The organism is Pseudoalteromonas sp. FUC4 (assembly GCF_008370255.1).
Taxonomy (GTDB): Bacteria; Pseudomonadota; Gammaproteobacteria; order Enterobacterales; family Alteromonadaceae; genus Pseudoalteromonas.
Window position 1 is genome coordinate 331,346 of sequence record NZ_SEUI01000005.1, and the last position, 20,983, is coordinate 352,328.

The following is a 20,983-nucleotide window of genomic DNA, read 5'->3' on the forward strand; positions in this document are numbered from 1 at the left end:
ACTCTGCATTGGCTTTAATTACATCTTTTATTGAGGGTATTGCAATTTTCAAGGTGCGATAGTGTTAATACTAAGTGCACAAAGTGTGAGTATTTTTCACACATCAAGTAAGTGCTAGCTAAACTGCATTATCTATAAGCAATAAGTAGTGCAGTGTAAAAGAGACGAATGCTTTATCGAGGGCCTTGCCATACCCACTAAGTAATAATTCACTATCTGTTATCAATGGATTTTTATTGTTACATTTAGGTAAATTATTGCTACAATATTATTAAATATGAATATAGTATTAATAATTTAGTTTTGTACGACAATAAAGCTCACAGAAGTGCTTAAATATGAAAGCACATAGTTTACAAGCTGAGTCTTTCTAGTTGCCTTGCAAGGCATATATCCGAGTCGGAGTTAATTTTTTATGCATCACCATTACCATTTTATTGCGGGTTTACCAAGGACAGGCTCAACATTATTGGCTGGTATACTGAGGCAAAACCCCGATTTTCATGCCGACATGTCAACACCTGTAGCTGGTTTTGTTACTAGCTTACTTGAGCAAATGGGAGCGGGAAGTGAGTTTGCTACTAGTATAAGTTCAGCGCAGCGCTTGAATATATGCCGTGGGGTTTGGTCTGGGTATTATCAAGATGTTGAAAAGCCAGTTGTTTTTGATACCAACAGACTGTGGACTGCAAAGCTTAATCTATTAAATACTTTGTTTGGTAATGACTTTAAAGTTATTTGCTTGGTGAGAAACCCTGCTTGGATAATGGATAGTTTTGAGCGTGTTTATAGGCAAAACAGCCTAGAATTTAGCCGCATTTATTCCCCCGCAGCACGACAAAACGTGTATACCCGCTGTGAGCACATTGCGTCTAACCAAGGGCCTTTTGGTAGTGCTTGGGCTGCGCTAAAAGAAGGTTTTTATGGTGAGTTTTCGGATCAGTTACTACTGCTTGATTACGATTTGCTCGTAAGTAAACCTGAAAAGAGTGTGGCTCTAATTTATCAGTTTTTAGGTTTACCGAACTTTGCGCATGACTTTGAAAATGTGACATATAACGCCAGTGAGTTTGATAAAAACTTAGGTGCAGATGGCTTACATACAGTGAAAAATAAAGTGGCCTTTACAGGGCGCAAAACAGTACTCCCCCCAGAATTATTTAAAAAATACAGTGATATGGCTTTTTGGTTAGAACCACAAGGCAGTAACGCAAGTTTAATAACACAAAAAACACCTTAATTTACCAATAATGGTATTAAAAACGTGGTTCTCCATAAATATCTTAAAGGATTTACCCAATGCTGCATTTCTCTTTATCGCCAATTTCAATTTTTGTCGGTTCGGTTTTAGGGCTTACTCAAGCAACAGGGCTTGCGCCTAGTGTAAAAGCACCAACACAATCAGAAGCTAAGCTCAACCTAGTTACGGTGGCAAGTATTAAGTCATTTGAGGCAAAGGCAGATGAGCTTGTATTGACAGCAACACGCAGTACTAAGCACCTAGTAATTATCGATGCTGGAGTACCTGACAAAGCTGTATTTTATAGAGATTTGTATGCAGAAACAGAGATTTTTGAACTCCATGCCGATGAATCAGGCATAAAGCAGCTCGAGGAGTTACTTGGTCGTTATCAGCAATTAGAGAGTGTGAGTATATTTTCTCATGGGCGCAGTGGCGAGCTACAATTAGGTAATAGCCAAATAAATACAACGGTTATTGAAAATAACCCTCAATTTATGACGGTATTTAAGGGGGCTTTAAAATCTGGAGGGGATGTATTTTTTTATGGTTGTGATATTGGTAAAGGATCACAAGGCGACCAATTTTTAACACTATTTAGTCAATCAACGGATCTTGATGTAGCCGCCTCTAACGATTTAACTGGTAATCGCAATAAAGGTGGAGATTGGGATTTAGAAATAGTTAAAGGGGATGTCGATTTTGCTGACAGGCCATTTTCAGAGCATGCTCTGATTGATTTTTCAGAGGTGTTGGCGTTTAGTGGTACGTTGGGATTTGAGAATTTTTCTACAGGGTACGCGAACAGTAAAAGTTATCAAATACCGAGTACCAGTTACAGCATAAAAATCAAGTCAGGAGCGAATGGCAGCAACGATTTATATAATTCTTCACCGGGTTATATTTACGCAGGTACAAGTAGTTCAACGCAGACGTACAGTAAAATATATTTTACAAATAACGAAACGTTTGATTTATCTAGTTTATATGTCTATAACTCAAGTGGTAATAATAGAGTTATACGGCTAACAACGGATAAAGGAGGCGTAGCGGATAGCTTGACTTTACCGAGCCGTAACGGCGAGAATGTAAACGCCTCTGGTGCGTTATTTACAGAAATAAAATGGTTAAAAATAGCTTATTCTGATAACTCTACTCTTAGCTGGTTAAGAATTGACAACCTTGCTATCACTAACTTGTCTTCAACTCCTGTTAATTCAGCTCCCGTTGTTGATTTAAATGGTACGACAGGGAGCTCGCCTGCGTTTTCTGAAGGCCGAGGTGCTGTAAATATTGCGCCCGATGCTACTGTTACTGACTCCGATGGCGACACAATAACAACAATAACCGTCGCATTAACAAACGATCAAGACGGATTGTTTGAAGGTCTTAATGTATCTGCCAGTGCGCAAAATGCACTCGGGGGGATTAGTGGCGCATCTGATATTACCTTACAAGATACAATTTCTATTACAGGTGCAACTGCAACAACGGCTGAAGTTGCCACTTTCCTCAAAGCAATCACGTATAACAATACCAGTTCGTCGCCCAACACAACTTCGCGCGCAGTGTCAGTTGTTATCAATGATGGAACTGAAAACGGTATTAGCCGTACCGCGACAATTTCAGTGGCTAACCTTACATCAGCTATTCCTACAGCGGCGGGTTTTAGTACCTTAGATGGTACAAATTTAAATCCGGCAATTACGTTCAGTAGCGACGACGAAACATTAACGATAACCAATCCATCGCATATTACAGGTTCAGTGGCTGATGGTGGCGCTGGTACAGACACTATTTTCGTTCCGACTGGATCCGATTTAACGGCTTTCACTACATTAACAAGCTTTGAAACATTATCAATGCCAAGCAGCGCTACTTTAACGCTAACTGAAGCGCAGCATGAGCAATTTACGACTATTTATGGGAGCGGGGCTCCTGTCTTTACGATTACAGCAGGCAGTGGGGGCGATGCAAATTTAACGACAAACAACACGATTGCAAAATATGTTTTAAATACACCCATTGCATTAACGGTTATACATAAAGACCAGTCGGTTACAGGCAGTAATTTGGCTGATTCAGTCGATATTTCTAACTTTTCGTACCGAGGAACTCTCGATGGTGGGGATGGCACAGATACACTTACACTAGCTGATGGCGCGAGTTTAGCGGCGGCAACGATTTCGAACTTTGAAACACTTAATTTGAGCGGCGGCGTATCTGTCACGATGAAAGAAGCGCAGCATGATGCGTTTTCTACAATTTCAGGCGCAGGTACAGATCAAATTACCATTTCAGACGCAACTAATGGTTTAATTGCTGCGAATGATATTGAAACGTATGTGCTCGGTAGTGCAAACACAATTACCTTATCAAATGGCTCACAAAATATAACAGGCAGCACGGGCAATGATACGGTAAATATTGCAGGTTTAACGGTTACAGGTACACTCAATGCAAATGGTGGTACCGATACATTAAGCATGGCAACAGGTGCCGACACCACAAGTGCTACAGTGTCTAGTTTTGAAAACTTAACCCTTGCAACAAACTCATCGGTGGCTTTATCTGCAGCGCAAGTGAGTACATTTACAGGCACTATTACAGCGTCTGGCGCTGAAACGATTACGGTTTCGGGTGATGGTAACTTTACAACACTTAGCAATATTGAAACGTTTAACGTTGGTGATGATTCAACAAATACACGAACAATTACGTTAGGTTCTTCGTCTGTCAATGTGACAAGCGCATCAACAACCGATGCAAATACGTTTGATGTCAGTGGATTAACGTTTACTGGAACAATAACAGGTGAAGCAAGCGTTAATGATACGCTATCTATCAGTAATACGGGGGATATTACTGGAGCAACAGTTTCCAATATTGAAAACCTAACACTTAGCAGTGGTGCACGGGTTTCAATGACTCGTTCGCAACACGCCGGTTTTACAGGCACTATATCTGCAATAGGTTCTGAAACAATTGATGTTTATGGCGATGGTGATTTTTCTACTTTCAGTGATGTTGAAACTTACAACGTATTTGATGATTCTTCAAACAGTAGAACAATTACGATTGTCTCAGCGACTCAAAGTATAATAGATAGATCTAGTAACACAGCAATGACCTTCGCACTTGGTGGCGCTGGCTTTAGTGGTTCATTAACCTCAGAGCTAAATGCTGCAGATAAGGTGAGTGTTACTGACGATGCTGACGTGACTTCAGGCTCATTCTTTAATATTGGTACATTAAGCTTAGCCTCTGCAGCAACAGTAGTAATTGATGTTAATAATATTAATGATTTTAATACTGCAATTACAGGCTCTGCTGGCGCTGATACACTAAAACTGATGGATGGTGGTATTTTTAATTTTTCCAGCACCACGGTATCGGGTATTGAAAACCTGGCAATCGGCACTAATAACAACACGACTATCACCTTAACCGATAATTTTAATACTGATGCTGGCGTTGTGTCTTTTTCTAATGTTAGTGGCAGTGCAATTACAGCCGCAGTGACCCTGGATGCAAGTGCATTTAGCGCCGACATTTTAACCATGACCTCATCAGATTTTAATGGTGATGATGTACTTAAAGGTGGCTCTGGCGCCGATACTTTACGCCCAGGCGCTGGTACAGATACGCTAACAGGCAATGCAGGTAATGATAATTTTGTAGGTAGCTCATCACAATTATCAGGGGATACAATTACCGATTTAGCCGTAGGTGATCGCATTACAATTACTGGTATCACAGGGCTTTCAGCCAGTAACGTGCGTTTTAATGGCACAAGTACATTAGAAGTAGATACCAACGCCACTGATTTTAATATTTCTGAACTTACTCTTTCACTTACTAATGCGCCTGGCAATGATTTGGCCTTTACGGTTGCTGATAGTGGCTCAGATACACTTATTACATTTAGTTCGGCAAACTCTGCGCCTACGTTTAGTTCGCTTAATGGTGGTGCTACATATATTGAAAATGGTATTGCCGTTATATTAGATAGCGATATTACAATTGCTGATGAAGAACTTGATGCGCTTAATGGCAACATTGGAGATTACAATAACGCCAGTTTAACGATTAACCGAAACGGTGGGGCATCAACACAAGATGTATTTGGTAATATTGGGTTTTTAGGAGTATTGACCGAGGGTAATACATTTAGTTATAACGGGAATGATGTGGGTATTGTTACTGTAAATTCCTCAGGAACGTTAACACTTACATTTAATAGCAACGCTAACTCTGCGATAGTTGATTCTGTTGCACAATCAATCACCTACCTTAATGATTCGGATGATATTCCTAGTTCTGCTGTATTTAATTATACGTTTAACGATGGTGTTCTAGACAGTGTTGGTACAAATCAGGCAACGGTCAATCTTACTAAGGTTAACGATGCGCCAACAGTGACGGCTATCGGGGCTAACCCAACATTTACAGAAAATGGCTCACAAGTTGGTATTTTCTCTTCAGCCTCTATTAATGCTGTTGAAAGTGGACAAAATATTGAGCAAATATTACTGACGGTAAGTAATGTAAAAGATATTGGCAATGAGTTCCTTCAATTTGGCACTGATGTTATTAGGTTAGAAAATAATGCATCCGGTACATATTCGGGGTCAGTGAATTTTAGCTATGTTGTCACTCTTAGTGGTTCAAAGGCAACGGTAACGATTGTAGCCTCAGACACCGCGACCGTATGGCAGAACTATGTTCCTTTCTTAGTTTATAAAAATACGAGTGAATCACCGACAGAAGGAGATAGAGTTGTAACGCTAACGTCTATAAAAGATAGCGGTGGTACATCTAATGGTGGTGTTGATAGATCTACGGGTAGCTTTGGTTCTTCTACGGTTAAAGTAGTGGGTGTAAATGATGATCCAACAGACATTACTTTATCGGCAACAAACATCAATCAATCTTTAGTGTCTTTGGGCGCTGATGTTGGGACTTTAAGTACAACGGATCTTGATGATAGTACGCATACTTATACATTGGTAGCTCCTAGTTCATCAGCCAGTGGTTCGTGTTCATCAAATAGTGGTAACAGTAGCTTTCAAATTAATGGGAGCGTGCTAGAAACTCAAGCCGCCATTTCAGCAGGCACCTACATAGTATGTGTGCAAGCGGATGATGCTTCGTCATCGTTTAAAAAATCATTCACTGTAACGGTGACTGATAATATTGCACCGACAGGGCATAGCGTTTTAATAACTCAAGATACGATTACTCGAGATAATGAAGCCGCGTTAGGTTTTACTCTAAATGGGCTTGAAAGCAGCGGTTCATTTACTTACAAAGTGACTGATGGCTCAAATGAAATTATAGGTGATTCTAGAGCAATAACGGGAGCTTCAGCTCAGGTTACGGGTGTTAATGTAACCACTTTAAATGAAGGTACACTTACACTTTCGGTGACAGTATCAGATGCCGCTGGGAATGAAGCCAGCGATGTAACGGCAACAATTGTTAAAAGCTACAACATTAAACCTGTACTATCAGGTACGCCATTGGCGACAATAGATGAAGATTCTCAATACAGCTTTACCGCAACGCTCACTGATCCGGATACAAGCGACATGCATACGTTTAGTATTACTAATAAGCCAAGTTGGGCAACATTTGATACGGCCACAGGTTTACTGTCAGGAACACCCACCGATCAAGATGTAGGTACCTCAGCGAATGTCAGTATAAAGGTATCCGATGGTACTGAAGATAGCGCAGCAATGATATTTGATATTGAAGTAAAAAATACCAATGATGCGCCTGTAGGTCAAAACTTTGCATTTAGTTTAGATGAAGGGGCATTATTTGCAGCCATCTCTGTTAATGGTGTATTAAGCAATGCCACTGATGATGACCTTGATAGCGGTGATACATTCACTGCAGTGAAAGTGACAAACCCGTCATCGGGCACGGTTACGCTTAATAGCGACGGTAGCTTTAGTTATCAACATGATGGCAGTGAAAACACGTCTGATAGTTTCACCTACCAGGTAGAAGATGCCGCAGGAGACAAGTCAGCAGTTCAGACGGTAAGCTTTACTGTTACGCCAGTAGAAGATGCGCCTATTGTGGTTGCCGACTCTATAACAACTGATGAAGATACTCCTGTTACTTTTAGTGTTGTTAGTAATGACAGTGACGCTGAAGATAATATGGTTGTATCTTCTGCTGCGATAGTGGAGGCACCGACTAAAGGGCAAGCTGGTATTGCAAATGGAATCGTAACTTATACACCATTGAGTAATGTATCTGGTACAGATTCATTTACATATACAGTAAAAGACAGCACGGGTTTAATATCTGAAAAAGCGACTGTATCGATTACTATAACCCCAGTGAATGATGCGCCGATTGCTATTAACTTTAATGAGATGGTCGATGAAGATACACCAACTTCTGCACTTTCAATTAGAAGCAACGCTACCGATATAGAAGATACTATTCCAACGGGTGATATTAGTGTTGTAGCACAGCCATCCAAAGGGTCAGTGAGTGTTGATCAAAATGACGGTACTTTAATTTATACACCTACAGGCAATGAAAACGGAAGCGATACATTTACCTATACGATAGCCGACAGCAATGGTTTGGCATCAAATACAGCCTCTGTGACGGTAAATATAGGTGCGGTGAATGACCGTCCGGTTGTCGTTAATGATGCAGTGACGACCGATGAAGATACTGCAACCAGTGTGGCTATTTTAGCGAATGATTCAGATGTAGAAGACCAAGGTTTTAATGGCGCAAATGTGCTGTTAGAAAATAAAGGCGATGGTGCAGGTGAATATGATTTTGCCAGCGTAAGCGTGAACCTTGATGGTAGTTTAGCAATTATCCCTAAAGTAAATATAAATGGGGTTCACAGTTTTACTTACACCGTTACTGACAGTGAAGGACTTACTTCGCTGCCGGCCACAGTTACACTGAGTATTACGGCAATAAATGATGCCCCAGTTGCCGTTGATAACACTGCACAGTTACAAGAAGAAGGGCAGTTTGAGGTCAATGTTCTGGGTAATGATAGTGATGTTGATATTGGTGATAGCCTTAACGCGAGCTCTGTAACGATTGTTACTAACCCTGCAAATGGATCCGTGAGCGTATCAGTAACTGGTGCAATTGTTTACACGCCTCAAGCGAACTTTTTTGGCGATGATAGCTTTACCTATACGGTTGAAGATAGCAACGCAGCTGTATCAAATATAGCGACAGTGACTATGAGTGTCGCTCCCGTGAATGATAAACCGATTGCCGTTGCGCAATCGCAATCACTGGATGAAGATGGCTCAATACTACTAACGTTAGTTGCAACAGATATAGATCAAGACACATTAAGTTACCGGATAGTCAATGCGCCAAGCAAAGGAACTTTGGTACAGCAAAGTAACGATAGTTGGCTTTATACGACGAATGAAAACATTAATGGTACAGACAGCTTTACGTTTGTGGCCAACGATGGTGAAATTGATTCTGATGAAGCCACTGTATCGTTAATTATCAATGCAATTAATGATGCGCCTACGGTCGCTGGGCAAGTACTTTCAACAAATGAAGATACAGCGCTAACGGTTACTCTATCGGGTAATGATATTGAAGAGCAGTCTCTAAGCTATCGAGTGGTAACTGAGCCTGCTAATGGCAGTACGACCTTAACCGGTAACATACTTATTTATACACCAAACAGTAACTTTAATGGCAGTGACTCTGTGAGCATTGTGGCTAATGATGGTGAGCTTGATTCAGAGTTTGCACGTATTTCGATTACGGTCGACAGTGTTAATGATGCACCGTTGATAAGTGGGATACCTGCGGTATCAGTGAACGAAGACAGTGAGTATTTATTTATCCCGATAGCAAGCGATACGGATAATGATACGCTGATATTTAGTATTAGTAATAAACCTAGTTGGGCGAGCTTTAATAGCGAAACCGGAAAATTAAGTGGTACGCCATTAAATGCGCAGGTAGGTAGCTACAGTAACATCGTTATAAGTGTTAATGATGCAACAGTGACTCAAAGTTTAGCGCCATTTAATATTACGGTTATTAATACTAATGACGCACCAACAATCACGGGTACGCCGACAGCACAGGTTAATGAAGAAGAGTCGTACAGCTTTACACCAAGTGCACAAGATATGGATGGGGATTCATTAACCTTCAGTATCAGTAATAAGCCAAGTTGGGCTAGCTTTAATAGCGCAACAGGGCAACTTAGTGGCACACCAGTAAGAGAAAATGCAGGTCAATTTACTAATATTGTTATTGCAGTGACTGATGGACAACTTGAAGCACGCTTACCTGCATTTACAGTAACAGTAAATAACACAAATAAAGCCCCAGTGTCGCAAAGTATGATGTTAGATGTTCTTGAAGACGCTTCCATTACTTTTGCTCCAGATGTCTCAGATCTTGATGACGATATACTTACGCTAACAGCCATATCGCAGCCTCAATTTGGTACTTTAAGTAAGCAAGGCAATGTGTTTACGTACTCACCAAATGCGAATTACTTTGGTATTGACACTTTTACGTACATTGTAAGCGATGGTACAGAACAATCTGCAATCGCTACGGTAAGCTTGAATGTTGTTTCAGTGAATGACAGACCGGTTGCGAATCCTGATGTATTCTCAATAGATATAAATGAGGAAAACACGTATTTATTGGATGTATTAGCCAATGATACCGATGCTGATGAACAACCATTGAGTATTATCGGTGCAAGCGCGAGCGTGGGTAGTGTAACAATTGAAAATGGTGTGATTGCATATAAATCGCAAGCGAGTACACAAGGGATTATTCAGATTAGTTACCTAATTGAAGATCCAGATAAAGCAAGAAGTAGAACGACTGCTAAATTAACGTTGAATAAACAAACAGATGATGTGCCAACGATTGAAACACCGGTTGATTTGGATATTAATGCTAAAGGATTGTTCACTAAGGTGGATTTAGGTGTACCGCTTGCTACTGACAATCAAGGTAACCGATTGGCAGTATCACTCGTTGATTCAACGTCACTGTTTACTCCTGGAAGTCATTTGGTGTATTGGCAGGCTTTTGACAGTAATGGGCTTGAAGCAATTGCTACACAGAGCATTAATGTTAATCCGCTTATTTCTTTAAGTAAAGATAGCCAAGTAGCAGAGGATCAAACATATCGCTTTAATGTATTTTTAAATGGCGAGTCACCGACCTATCCAGTAACAATTCCTTATACTGTTTCAGGTACGGCCAACAGTGCTGACCACGATTTAACATCAAGTGAATTAGTTATTGAAAGCGGCGTCCAGGGGCAAGTAAGCTTTACTGTTTTTGCTGACTCAGAGATTGAAGGCAACGAAACAATTATTGTTTCATTAGCGAATACGTTAAATCTGGGTGCGAGATCAACGGTTAATATTACGATTGTTGAAGATAATGTAGCACCTACAATCTCTACATCGATTAAGCAAAATGAGGAAGCTAGATCGCTTGTCGCGATAGGCGAGGAGTTAGTCACTATTACTGGGGTCGCAGAGGATATAAACCCAAGTGATAACGTAACACTAAATTGGTTATCACAAGATGATCAGTTAACTAATACCAGTACAAATGAGGGGGAATTTGTTTTTTCAACGCAATCACTTGCTCCGGGTATTTATAAAGTGTCAGTGACGGCTGAAGATGACGGTGAACCAAACTTATCAACAACAAAAGAAATCTATGTTGAAGTAGTACAGTCTCTTGATACCCTCGATTCGGGTGATTCTGATGGCGATCTAATACCGGATGATCAAGAAGGCTTTACCGATACTGATAATGACGGCATACCAGATTACCTAGATGCTATTAGTCAATGTAATGTGGTACAAGGTCAAGTCAAAGACAGTGACAAGTTTTTAGTTGAAGGCGAGCCAGGTGTCTGTGTTAGAAAGGGCGTGACTGTTGTACAAAATGTGACAGGAGGGGTTCAATTATTAGAGAGTGAATTACCAGCCGACGCTAACGCATTAAATATTGGTGGAGTATTTGACTTTATTGCGACAGGGCTTCCAAACCCTGGAGATACCTACAGTATTGTATTTCCACAAAGAAAGCCAATCTCACAAAATTCAACTTATAGAAAGTTTAAAGAAGGCCAATGGGTTGATTTTGTATCTACAGCACAGGACCAAATATTATCTGCTGCGGGTGAACCAGGTTATTGCCCACCACCAAGAAGTAGTGAATGGACGCAAGGCCTAGCGGAAGGCGCATGGTGTGTGCAACTACAAATTGTTGACGGTGGTCCAAATGATGATGATGGAAAAGCAAATGGCTCTATTGTAGATCCTGGCGGTGTTGCTGTTGTGCGAACAACGAATGAATTACCACAAGCAAATCAAGATGAAGTAACGATAGGTGCAGGTGAATCTATTACTATTGATGTGCTAGAAAATGACACAGACATAGATGGAGATGCATTAACACTGACGGGTGCTACGGTTGATTTTGGGCAAGTGAGTATTATTGATAATCAGATACTTTATATTCCGCCTACATCATTTATCGGTATTGCGACCATTGAATACAGCATTACTGATGGGCAAGGAGGAACATCGAACAATAATGCCAAGGTTAACTTGGTGGCAAATAATGCACCAACAGCAATATTTGATACAGCCAGCACCACCGATCGCGTATCAATAGAAATTGATGTACTTGGTAATGATACTGATATTGATATGGATGAATTATTTATTATTAGTGCAGCGGCAACTTATGGCACTGTATCAATTAATATTAATGGCACTTTACAATACATGCCAAAGGTAGGTTTTGAAGGTGTTGATACTGTCGACTATACAATTAAAGACAGTAAAGGAGCTAAATCTTCGGCACAAGTTGAAGTTACCGTTAGTGCAGTAAAATCAGTTTCTATTAGTAATAAGTCATCAGGAGGAAGTATGGGAGGCGTTGGGTTGTTGCTGATTTCAATGTTGGTATTTAGCCGTCGAAAGTCATTGTTTCCAAGTTTTGCGATAATTACTACAAGTTGCTTAATAAGTGGCAGTGCACTCGCTGATGCATGGTCTTTTGAGGGAACTGTAGGTCAAGCTAAAGCTAAGCATTCTTTGGCAATAACGGACAGTGATGTTAAGACCATTTCAGTTGATGATAAAGATACTAGTTGGTCTGTGGGCGCTTACTATGAGCTAGCTCCTAATTGGGAAGTTGCAATACGGTATATTGATTTAGGGCAAGGACGTGTTGAATTAACAGCGGATACAACAGCACCAAATGACCTTCATAATGACTACGCGCGTTATGCTCCAATCTTACCAAAAGGTGTTGCCACGGAAGTCGGTTATTTATTTATGCCTGCTGAATCATTTAGTACTAAGTTGTTTTTGGGGGCTTATCGCCATCAATATAAAATACAAAGTGATATAACCGATGGTGCAACGCTAGAGTCTAAAAAGCATACGACCAAGCTTTATGCGGGTGGTTCAGTTGGGTATTCGATTTATAAAAATACCGAGTTACTACTCAAGTATAGCTACTATAAAGTGTCAAAAAACGATGTAAGTGAGCTATCTGCTGGCGTTAAAGTCCGCTTTTAAAGTCACTCTTAATAAATCAGCGCGCCATTAAGGGGCGCTGATTTTAAGTATTATTCAAAAAGTATCACTAAGTTGTTTTGTTTCTATTGAAGAATCCTGAGTTCGTGGTATGTTTCTCGCAATCAAAAAAATAATAGGAATTCACACATGCCAAAGGCGAGTGATGTTAAAAAAGGTACTGCTATTGACTTCAATGGCCGCGTTTTAGTTGTAAAAGATATTGTGCGTTCTGTGCCGCAAGGTCGTGCTGGTGGTAGTTTATACCGTATGCGTTTATACGATGTGGTAACCGGTGGTAAAGTTGACGAAACATTCAAAGACAGTGACATGCTAACGCTGGCTGATTTAACACGCCGTGAAGTAATGCTATCGTACATTGATGGCGACGAGTATGTGTTCATGGATAATGAAGATTACACGCCTTACAACTTAAACAAAGATGCTATTAGCGAAGAAATTTTATTTGTTAATGAAGAAACGCAAGGCGTACACGTAATTGTTATTGATGGCGCGCCAGTAGGGCTTGATTTACCTTCAAGTGTTGAACTTGTTGTTGAAGAAACAGACCCATCTATTAAAGGTGCATCTGCAAGTGCGCGTTCAAAACCTGCACGTATGTCTACTGGTTTAAATATTTCTGTGCCAGAGCATATTTCAACAGGTGACCGTATCCGTATTAATACTGTTGAACACAAATTTATGGGTCGTGCTGAAAAGTAACCCTTAAATTATAATTTTAAAAGCCGAATCTGTATTTAACAGCTTCGGCTTTTTTGCGCGCAGGGATTTGTTGCTTTAAATTTAATCACGTTAGCGTTAAAATAATCGCCGTATTTTTGAGCAACTTTAAGGCGTGATTTTGTTTATAGTTTTACTAAGCAGTGCTTTTATAGCTTTAATGTATTTAGAAGCTATTAAAAAAGGCATGCCAATTAAGCGATGGCTTATTTTAGGCGGTTTACTTGGGCCTGTGGCTTGGTGCTTGTTTAATCTACATTATCGCCGTGCATTAGTAAAAAATGTAGGTATAAACGCATGTATATGGCGCCCCTAATTTATTGACGCCACTTTTTTATTTGCTCTAATTAAGCTTGGTGCTGCTTTAGTTTGTTGCTGCTTTAAAAATTCAGTAAATTCACTTTTTGATAATGGTTTAGAATAGTAATAACCTTGTACTGTTTCGCAATTAAGCTTTTTTAGTATATCAATTTGATGAGCTTGTTCTACACCTTCAGCAACTACATGTAAATCAAGGTTATGCGCAATAGTGACTATTGAGTCGACCATATTACGGCCACGTTCGTTGGTCATGTCATCTATAAATGCTTTATCTACTTTAAGTGTATTAAGCGGAAATTGCTTTAAATACGCTAAGGAAGAATAGCCCGTACCAAAGTCATCCATTGCCAAATGAATACCTCGGGCACTTAACGAGCGCATAATAGCAATGGCTTCTTTTGGGTCGTCCATTACGGTACCTTCTGTTATTTCAAGTTCTAAAAAGTACGAAGGTAATTCGTTTTTTTGCAAAATAACATCAATACGTGAGGTTAAATCGGGAAGGCTAAATTGCTTTGCTGATAAGTTAACGGCTACTCGACCGCTAAATAAACCGCTATCTAGCCATTCTTTTACGTCTCGGCAGGCTTTGTTTAATACCACTTCACCAATTTCAATTATTTGGCCTGTTTCCTCGGCAATGGGTATAAATACGCCTGGGCTAATAATACCTTTTTTAGGCGTAATAAAGCGCACTAACGCTTCCATGCCGATTAGCTTACCAGTGCGAATATTCATTTTTGGTTGGTAGTACACTTCAAAATGATCTTCTTTTAAGCCAAAGCGCATAAGGTTTTCTATTTGAAGGCGTTTTACTGCTTGGCGGTTCATTGTGTCGTTAAAAAATAGGTAACTATTACCTTTCTTTTTAGCATGATACATCGCGGTATCTGCATTTTTTAATAAAAGCTCTGGCGTATTGCCATCTTCGGGGAATAACACGATACCTACGCTTGAGGTAATCGCCAGTTCGTGGCCTGCCATCTTAAATGGTGTAGCAATGGCTGCTAAAAACTGCTTAGCCATGCGTGTAATTACATGTATGTCGTTAGTGTCAGACATTACCAGCGCAAACTCATCGCCGCCTAAACGATAAAATACATCATTTTCGCGGGTTAATTTATTTAAGCGCATTGCTAGTTTAGCTAATAAGCTGTCACCTAGCTGATGCCCTAACGAGTCATTTATTTTTTTAAAGTTATCTAAGTCGAACACAAGCAAGGCGTGGTGCGAGTTGAGTTTTACTAGTTTATGTAAATCGGTAAAAAATAAATTTCGGTTAGGAAGACTCGTTGTACGATCTCGGTTTGATAGGTTATGCAGCTGCGATTCGGCTTTTTTACGCTCTGTTAAATCGGAATAAACCACTACATAGTTGGTTATTTGATTTTGATCGTTTTTAATTTCATCTATCGAAATTTCTATAGGTAATAAAACGCGTTCACTATTACGAAGCTTCACTTCTTGTTGAATATGTTCGCGCTCTTTTACTATTTCAATAATTTTGTTTGTATAGCTTGGCTCATACCCAGATAGGTTGAAATCTTTTCCTAGGTATTGTTCGCGTACGCCACCAAATAAGGTTAAAAAGCTGGGGTTTATATCAACCAGTTTAAAGTTTTTATCATAAATTGCTAAGGCGTCAGTGAGCGACTCAACACATTTTGCAAAAAGGTTTAAGCGCTCTTCAGTTGATTTTAACTGTGATATATCGCGAACGGTACCTGTCATTCTAAGAGGTGATAAGTTAGCGTCTTTTTCAATTATTTTTCCGCGATCGAGCACCCAGTGCCAACGACCAAATGTATCTTTGATTCGGTAAGTAGCTTCAAAAAAAGCAGACTGCTCTGCAAAATGCACTTTTAATAAGTGTTCAACGTTATTAATATCGTGAGGGTGAATCAGACCCTTGTTTGGTGGAAACCCCATTAAAGTCGTGGCGTCCATTAAGTATTTATCGTTAATACGAATGACTTCGCCTGTTTTTATGTTCCAATCCCATAGGGTATCACCGCTACCTTCAACGGTGCTTTTTAAGCGTTTTTCAGAAAGGCGGAGCTGACGGCGCGAACGCCTAAGTTTGTGGATTACAAATAACAGGTAGGGCAAAGCAAGCGCTATAATGGCACTTGCAAGTATGAGTATATTGTCGGAGTTGTAATTAAGTGATGACTCAAAGGCAAATAGCTCAAATGAGTAAGCAAGTACTACAAGCATGTTTAGCTTTATTATTATTTTTATCATTTTTGATTACTTCTAATTTACAAATGATAATTTAAAACAAGCTAAACCTAGTGTCAAAGAGATTGAGAGTAAACGGGCATATTTTGAGATTTATTGACTTTTGCCGAGCTTAAAAGCTCATATCTTGGTCTATTATCATCAAATAGGCTTAGTGCATAAATTTTAATTTCTTTTAGTGTTAGTGCGTTTAGTGCATCTAAAAGTCGCTGTTGCATATGAAATTCATGATCTCTGTTACCAATAGCAAGCCATAACCGTTGTGAGCGCAGGCGCAGATTTTTATCTTTTTCTGCAATATGCGTACTTAGGCCATGCTTTTGCTGTTGCCAATCGTTTTCATCAAGCACATCAATATTATCAAGGTAATTTTTAATAAAGTGGTTGTGGCGGTGCAATAGTGTTTTTGCATCGAACTTAGGTGACTGCACGTAAAAGGCGATGCCAGCACGTGTATTAAAAGGCGCATAACCTGCGCCAACCAAATAACCTAGCTGTTGTGTAGTGCGTAATTCATTAAAATAATCTTGATTAATTAAATGATTAAGCGCCATCATTTTTACTTTTTCAGCTACGCAATCCGTTTGTGCTTGATAGTAAATAACCATTGCATGGTCGCTACAAGGAAGTTCTAACTCATAGCGAGTTACTTTTTTAATTTCAAAAAGAGGGCGTCTTAAGTCTTCAATTATAGCTGCGCTTTTTAAATGATCAGCGACTTTTTTTTGAAAGGCTATTGCATCACTTTGCTGCCAATTACCATGCAAAAACGACTCAACGTGAAGCGCTTTAAAAAAGTCATTTCTGAATTCATTAAATTGTTGAAAGCAGGTGTTTTTTAACGCTGTTGCAAGTTCCCCAGGTTGTGGGTTCCAAGGCATTATTTTTGCGCCTAAAATGCTAAATAGCTTACTGACTGGTTTGTTTTGGTTGCTATTGCGCCAATGCCTTACAAGTTGCTTTTTATACTCGGCAAAGCGCTTTGCACAAATTTCTACATTAAATAAAGCATCTATTAATTGATCAACAAGTTCTAACTGGCTAGATGAAAGCCCAGCGGTATGTAAAGTTAACCCACCTTGATGTGAGGTTAAGTGGTAGCTGAGCCCTGCAAGCTCCGCAGGATAAAATTGTTCGCCCACGCTATCCATAAATAAATCAGTAAATAAGCGGGTGAGTGCCATATGTTTTACGTCTTTTACGGCTAAATCAGAATCCATGGCCAAATAAAAATGCCCTTTAGCTACGCGAAAAGTGTTGTCTTGTTTAAACCAAAAATCAAAACCGGGCTCTTTTACTAATAACTCGGGTTTTGTTTGTGGTTTTATGACATCAAATAGCACCACTTCTTTTGTTAAATAGGGATTAGCGGTAGGAAGCAGCATTTCGCTCAGCGGCTTATTTATCTCGCTAAGGGCATCAAGCCAGCTAGGTGAAACATGCTCTACTTTATATGGCGTGTTGTACCAAGCCGTTTTATGTTCAGGCTCTACATCAGGGTGTATAAGTACAATGCGCATATTATGAGGTGTTAACCATTGCATGGCCATTTCATGAGTCGCTTTTTTAAAGCCCTCCATTAAATAGTCGCCTTGCAGGTAGTTTACTTCGTCATAGTGCTGCATATTAATGCTTAAGTTACTAACCCAATCAATTAAGCGCGATTTTTCTTGGTTATCAAATGCTATTTGTAATAGATTTTTTTTATCTTGATATAGGCGCGGTAATCGCTCGGTGTTGGCATTAATTAAGCAAATGTATTCAAACACCATTTCAATAATATCTTCGAAGTATTCAATGCCTTCATCGGTAAGCGCTAAGCTAATATTAAAATCTTTGAAGTTGCTGCCATTAATACCGCCACCAGCAGAAAGTGCATTGATCCAGCCTTGTTCTTTTAAAATAGAATAAAGCGAACCGGCGCCTTCATAGCCAAGTAAATGAGCTATAAAACTCACCGTTTTGTGACGATAGAAGTCATCAATATTAGGCATTGCAAAGCTAATAATAAGTTTTTGCATATGCTTATGCGGCTCAATATGAAGTATTTTTCCTATGTCTTGCTTGCGATAAAGTGGCTCACTAATCTCTGGCTTTTTAAGGTTTTTGTTGCCGTTAATTGCGCTAAAGTAAGTGTGCGTCCAACTTTGCAGAGTATCTAGCTCTTCATTAGCGCATATAACCAACGTCATCCATTGAGCTTGGTAGTAGTTATTAAAAAAATCACGTAGCTCGTCGCTTATACAGCGCTCTCTGTCAGCTAGAGTTTGTAGGTTACCCACAGAAAATTTAGCAAATGGATGAGCAGGGTTTACTGTTTCTTTATGGGCCTGATAAATACGGCGACCATCGTCTTTTATTTTTAGTTTAAACTCGGCTTCAATTGCGTTTCGTTCTTTTTCTGTTTCGGCTGAATTTAAAAGAGGCGCAATAAAAAAACGGCTAAATTGGGTAAGCGCCTGTTCAAATTCTTGGTTATTAATATCAAAAAAGTAACAGGTATGCTCAGTACCAGTCCACGCATTGGTGTTCCCGCCAGCTTGCGAAACAAAATTATTAAAACTGCCTGAATCTGGGTATTGGTCTGTGCCTAAAAAAAGCATGTGCTCTAAAAAGTGTGCGAGGCCTTGCCTGTCAAGAGGGTCGTCAAAATGTCCGGCGTTAACTGCCATTGATGCTGCCGCTTTTGTAGAATCTTTATCTTGCACTAATAGTACTTTTAGACCATTGTCCAGTGTAAAGGCACGGTATGCTCTGTTATCATTGCGGCTGATATTCAAATGATGCTCCTGAAACTAAACGTTTACTTGTTAACAACAGATGATGGCTTCAGGAAAGCGAAATATAGCTTGAAAATTTACCTGAGTCTCATGAAAGAACTATTTTAGAAATAAATAGGTTTATGTTGTCAATATAGCTGACAAACGGGCAAACTGGCTACTGTTTTATATTCTTTAATTGGTTGATTTTTTATGAAAACAATCCTAATAATGCGCCACGGCGAAGCAACACCAATGCAGGCTGATGATGCAGGTAGAAATTTAACCCAAGCAGGGCATAATGAAGCTGAAAAAATGGGTCTTTGGCTCAATAAAACACATCACCCGGATGCACTATTAGTTAGTCCTTACATTCGAGCGCAGCAAACGGCGGCAGGTGTTGCTAAAAATAACGAATTTAAATTTAGCGAAACCACGTCTGATATAATCCCTGAGGGCAAGCCTCAAATTGCCGCTGATTACATCGAAACACTCATAGCTACTCACCCCCAATGTAATACGTGGCTCATTGTAGCCCATATGCCTATTGTCAGTTATTTAGTGGATCAATTAAGCCCTGGCAACATGCCAATTTTTAATACGGGTGCCGTTGCTGTTATTAATTACGATGAACAAACCCAGCGTAGTAGTTATTTAAGTATAAATGCCCCAGAAAACGTTTAAATATAAATAATTGAGTAAATTAAAATGACGATAGAACGCTTACAAACAGGTGCGCGCATGAGCCGCATAGTAAAACACAATGGTACTGTGTATTTATGTGGGCAAGTATGCGCCGACGCACAAAAAGATATCAAAGAACAAACTCAAACCATGCTTGATAAAGTTGAGGCATTGCTTGATGAAGCGGGAAGTTCAAAAGAACATATGCTTAGCGCGACTATTTATGTGAAGAGCATGGAATACTTTGCTGATATGAATACAGTATGGGATGCGTGGGTAACCGAGGGTTATGCACCAGCACGTGCCTGCGTAGAAGCTAAAATGGCACGTGATGCACTACTCGTCGAAATATCTGTTGTAGCGGCCTTAAAGTAATTTGATTAAACAATTATATAGCTCATGGCAGTTTTGTTAGTTATATAGTTGTTTAAAGCAAAATAGCCAACCAAAAGCTAAAACTCAACATACACAATATAGTAGAAAGTACCACCGTTCCTGCAAGCGTTGCTTGATGCTGTTTTAACTGACACGCAATTAAGTAAGCATTTACCCCTACAGGTGATGCACTCAATAGAACTAGCACATTTCTTATTTGCTCATCTAGCTCAAACACATAAGTTGCTGCAACAAATACCCCAGCCGGTAATATAATAATTTTTAATAATGAAGACATAAGCGCGGGCTGCCAGTTTGCCGCTATTTTATAAAATACTAAGTTTGCCCCAAGTACGAATAAAGCACACACAATAGCGGGTTTGGCGAGTAAATCTATACTGCTTACTAAATTATCGTATAGAGTTAGCCCCGATACATTAATGATCAACCCACAACCAATACTCAGTACGATAGGGTTTAACAGCATGCTCTTGCCAAAGTTGTACCATGAGAAGTTTTCAGCATTTCCTTTTGCCCCAATTAAAAAGGTGAGGGCAAATAGCAATGTGCTATGAAAGGTGATGATCATAAATGCAATAGCAATCATCTCTTTACCCAGTGACGCTATAACAATTGGGATACCTACCAAAACCATATTTGAATAACTTCCTGCCAAACCAAATACGCTGTGTTGTTGATAATTTATGGCTTTATTATTAGAACATGGCTTATTTAAGTAAAAGCGGTCTATTAAAATGCCTAATCCAAACACACATAAAACCGGTATGTAAAAACTCATAAATGCAAAAAGGCTGATGCTTTGCTGCAGGTTTATTTGCGACATATTTAACACTAAAAAGGCCGGTAAACTCACATAAAAAGTAAATTTACTTAGACCCGCAATGTGTTGTTCGTTAAAAAATTTTAACTTACAACAGCTATAACCAAGCGCAACAATAAAAATGAGCGGAAAAATAATTGAAAAAATATGCACGTAGTTACATCCTAGTAATAGC

The 20,983-nt window shown here is 39.6% G+C and carries 9 protein-coding genes; 6 read left to right on the forward strand and 3 right to left on the reverse strand.

Going from position 1 to position 20,983, the window contains the following annotated elements:
* Window positions 1-415 precede the first annotated feature (415 nt).
* From EU510_RS16085 to EU510_RS16100, 4 genes are all read left to right on the forward strand, one after another.
* On the forward strand, window positions 416-1,240 hold the full coding sequence (locus tag EU510_RS16085; protein WP_149594321.1) for a sulfotransferase: 825 nt from the start codon (window positions 416-418) through the stop codon (window positions 1,238-1,240).
* 59 nt (window positions 1,241-1,299) lie between these two features.
* Window positions 1,300-12,849: a tandem-95 repeat protein gene (locus tag EU510_RS16090; RefSeq protein WP_149594322.1), complete on the forward strand. Its 11,550-nt coding sequence runs from the start codon at window positions 1,300-1,302 to the stop codon at window positions 12,847-12,849.
* A gap of 147 nt (window positions 12,850-12,996) precedes the next feature.
* On the forward strand, window positions 12,997-13,569 hold the full coding sequence (yeiP, locus tag EU510_RS16095; protein WP_002962153.1) for an elongation factor P-like protein YeiP: 573 nt from the start codon (window positions 12,997-12,999) through the stop codon (window positions 13,567-13,569).
* 139 nt (window positions 13,570-13,708) lie between these two features.
* Window positions 13,709-13,903, forward strand: a complete 195-nt coding sequence (locus EU510_RS16100; protein ID WP_149594323.1) for a hypothetical protein — start codon at window positions 13,709-13,711, stop codon at window positions 13,901-13,903.
* Here the strand turns inward: EU510_RS16100 and EU510_RS16105 are convergent.
* Together EU510_RS16105 and EU510_RS16110 are read right to left on the reverse strand one after the other, a co-directional pair.
* Complete coding sequence (locus tag EU510_RS16105; RefSeq protein WP_149594324.1) at window positions 13,900-16,152, reverse strand: EAL domain-containing protein; 2,253 nt, start codon at window positions 16,150-16,152, stop codon at window positions 13,900-13,902. The two genes, EU510_RS16100 and EU510_RS16105, sit on opposite strands and share 4 nt — an antisense overlap.
* A 53-nt stretch (window positions 16,153-16,205) precedes the next feature.
* Entirely contained in the window at window positions 16,206-18,929 is a 2,724-nt protein-coding gene (locus EU510_RS16110; protein ID WP_149594325.1) for an insulinase family protein, read from the reverse strand.
* A 192-nt stretch (window positions 18,930-19,121) separates the two neighbouring features.
* On the opposite strand from EU510_RS16110, the gene sixA reads away from it, so the two are divergent.
* Both sixA and EU510_RS16120 read left to right on the forward strand, forming a co-directional pair.
* Window positions 19,122-19,592 carry a phosphohistidine phosphatase SixA gene (gene sixA / locus EU510_RS16115; RefSeq protein ID WP_149594326.1) on the forward strand — a complete coding sequence of 157 codons (471 nt, stop codon included), beginning with the start codon at window positions 19,122-19,124 and terminating at the stop codon, window positions 19,590-19,592.
* Between the two features lie 24 nt (window positions 19,593-19,616).
* Window positions 19,617-19,967, forward strand: coding sequence for a RidA family protein (locus EU510_RS16120; protein WP_149594327.1), 351 nt, complete (start codon window positions 19,617-19,619; stop codon window positions 19,965-19,967).
* Between the two features lie 52 nt (window positions 19,968-20,019).
* Here the strand turns inward: EU510_RS16120 and EU510_RS16125 are convergent, their stop codons facing one another.
* Window positions 20,020-20,961, reverse strand: coding sequence for an AEC family transporter (locus tag EU510_RS16125; protein WP_149594328.1), 942 nt, complete (start codon window positions 20,959-20,961; stop codon window positions 20,020-20,022).
* Window positions 20,962-20,983: the final 22 nt, after the last annotated feature.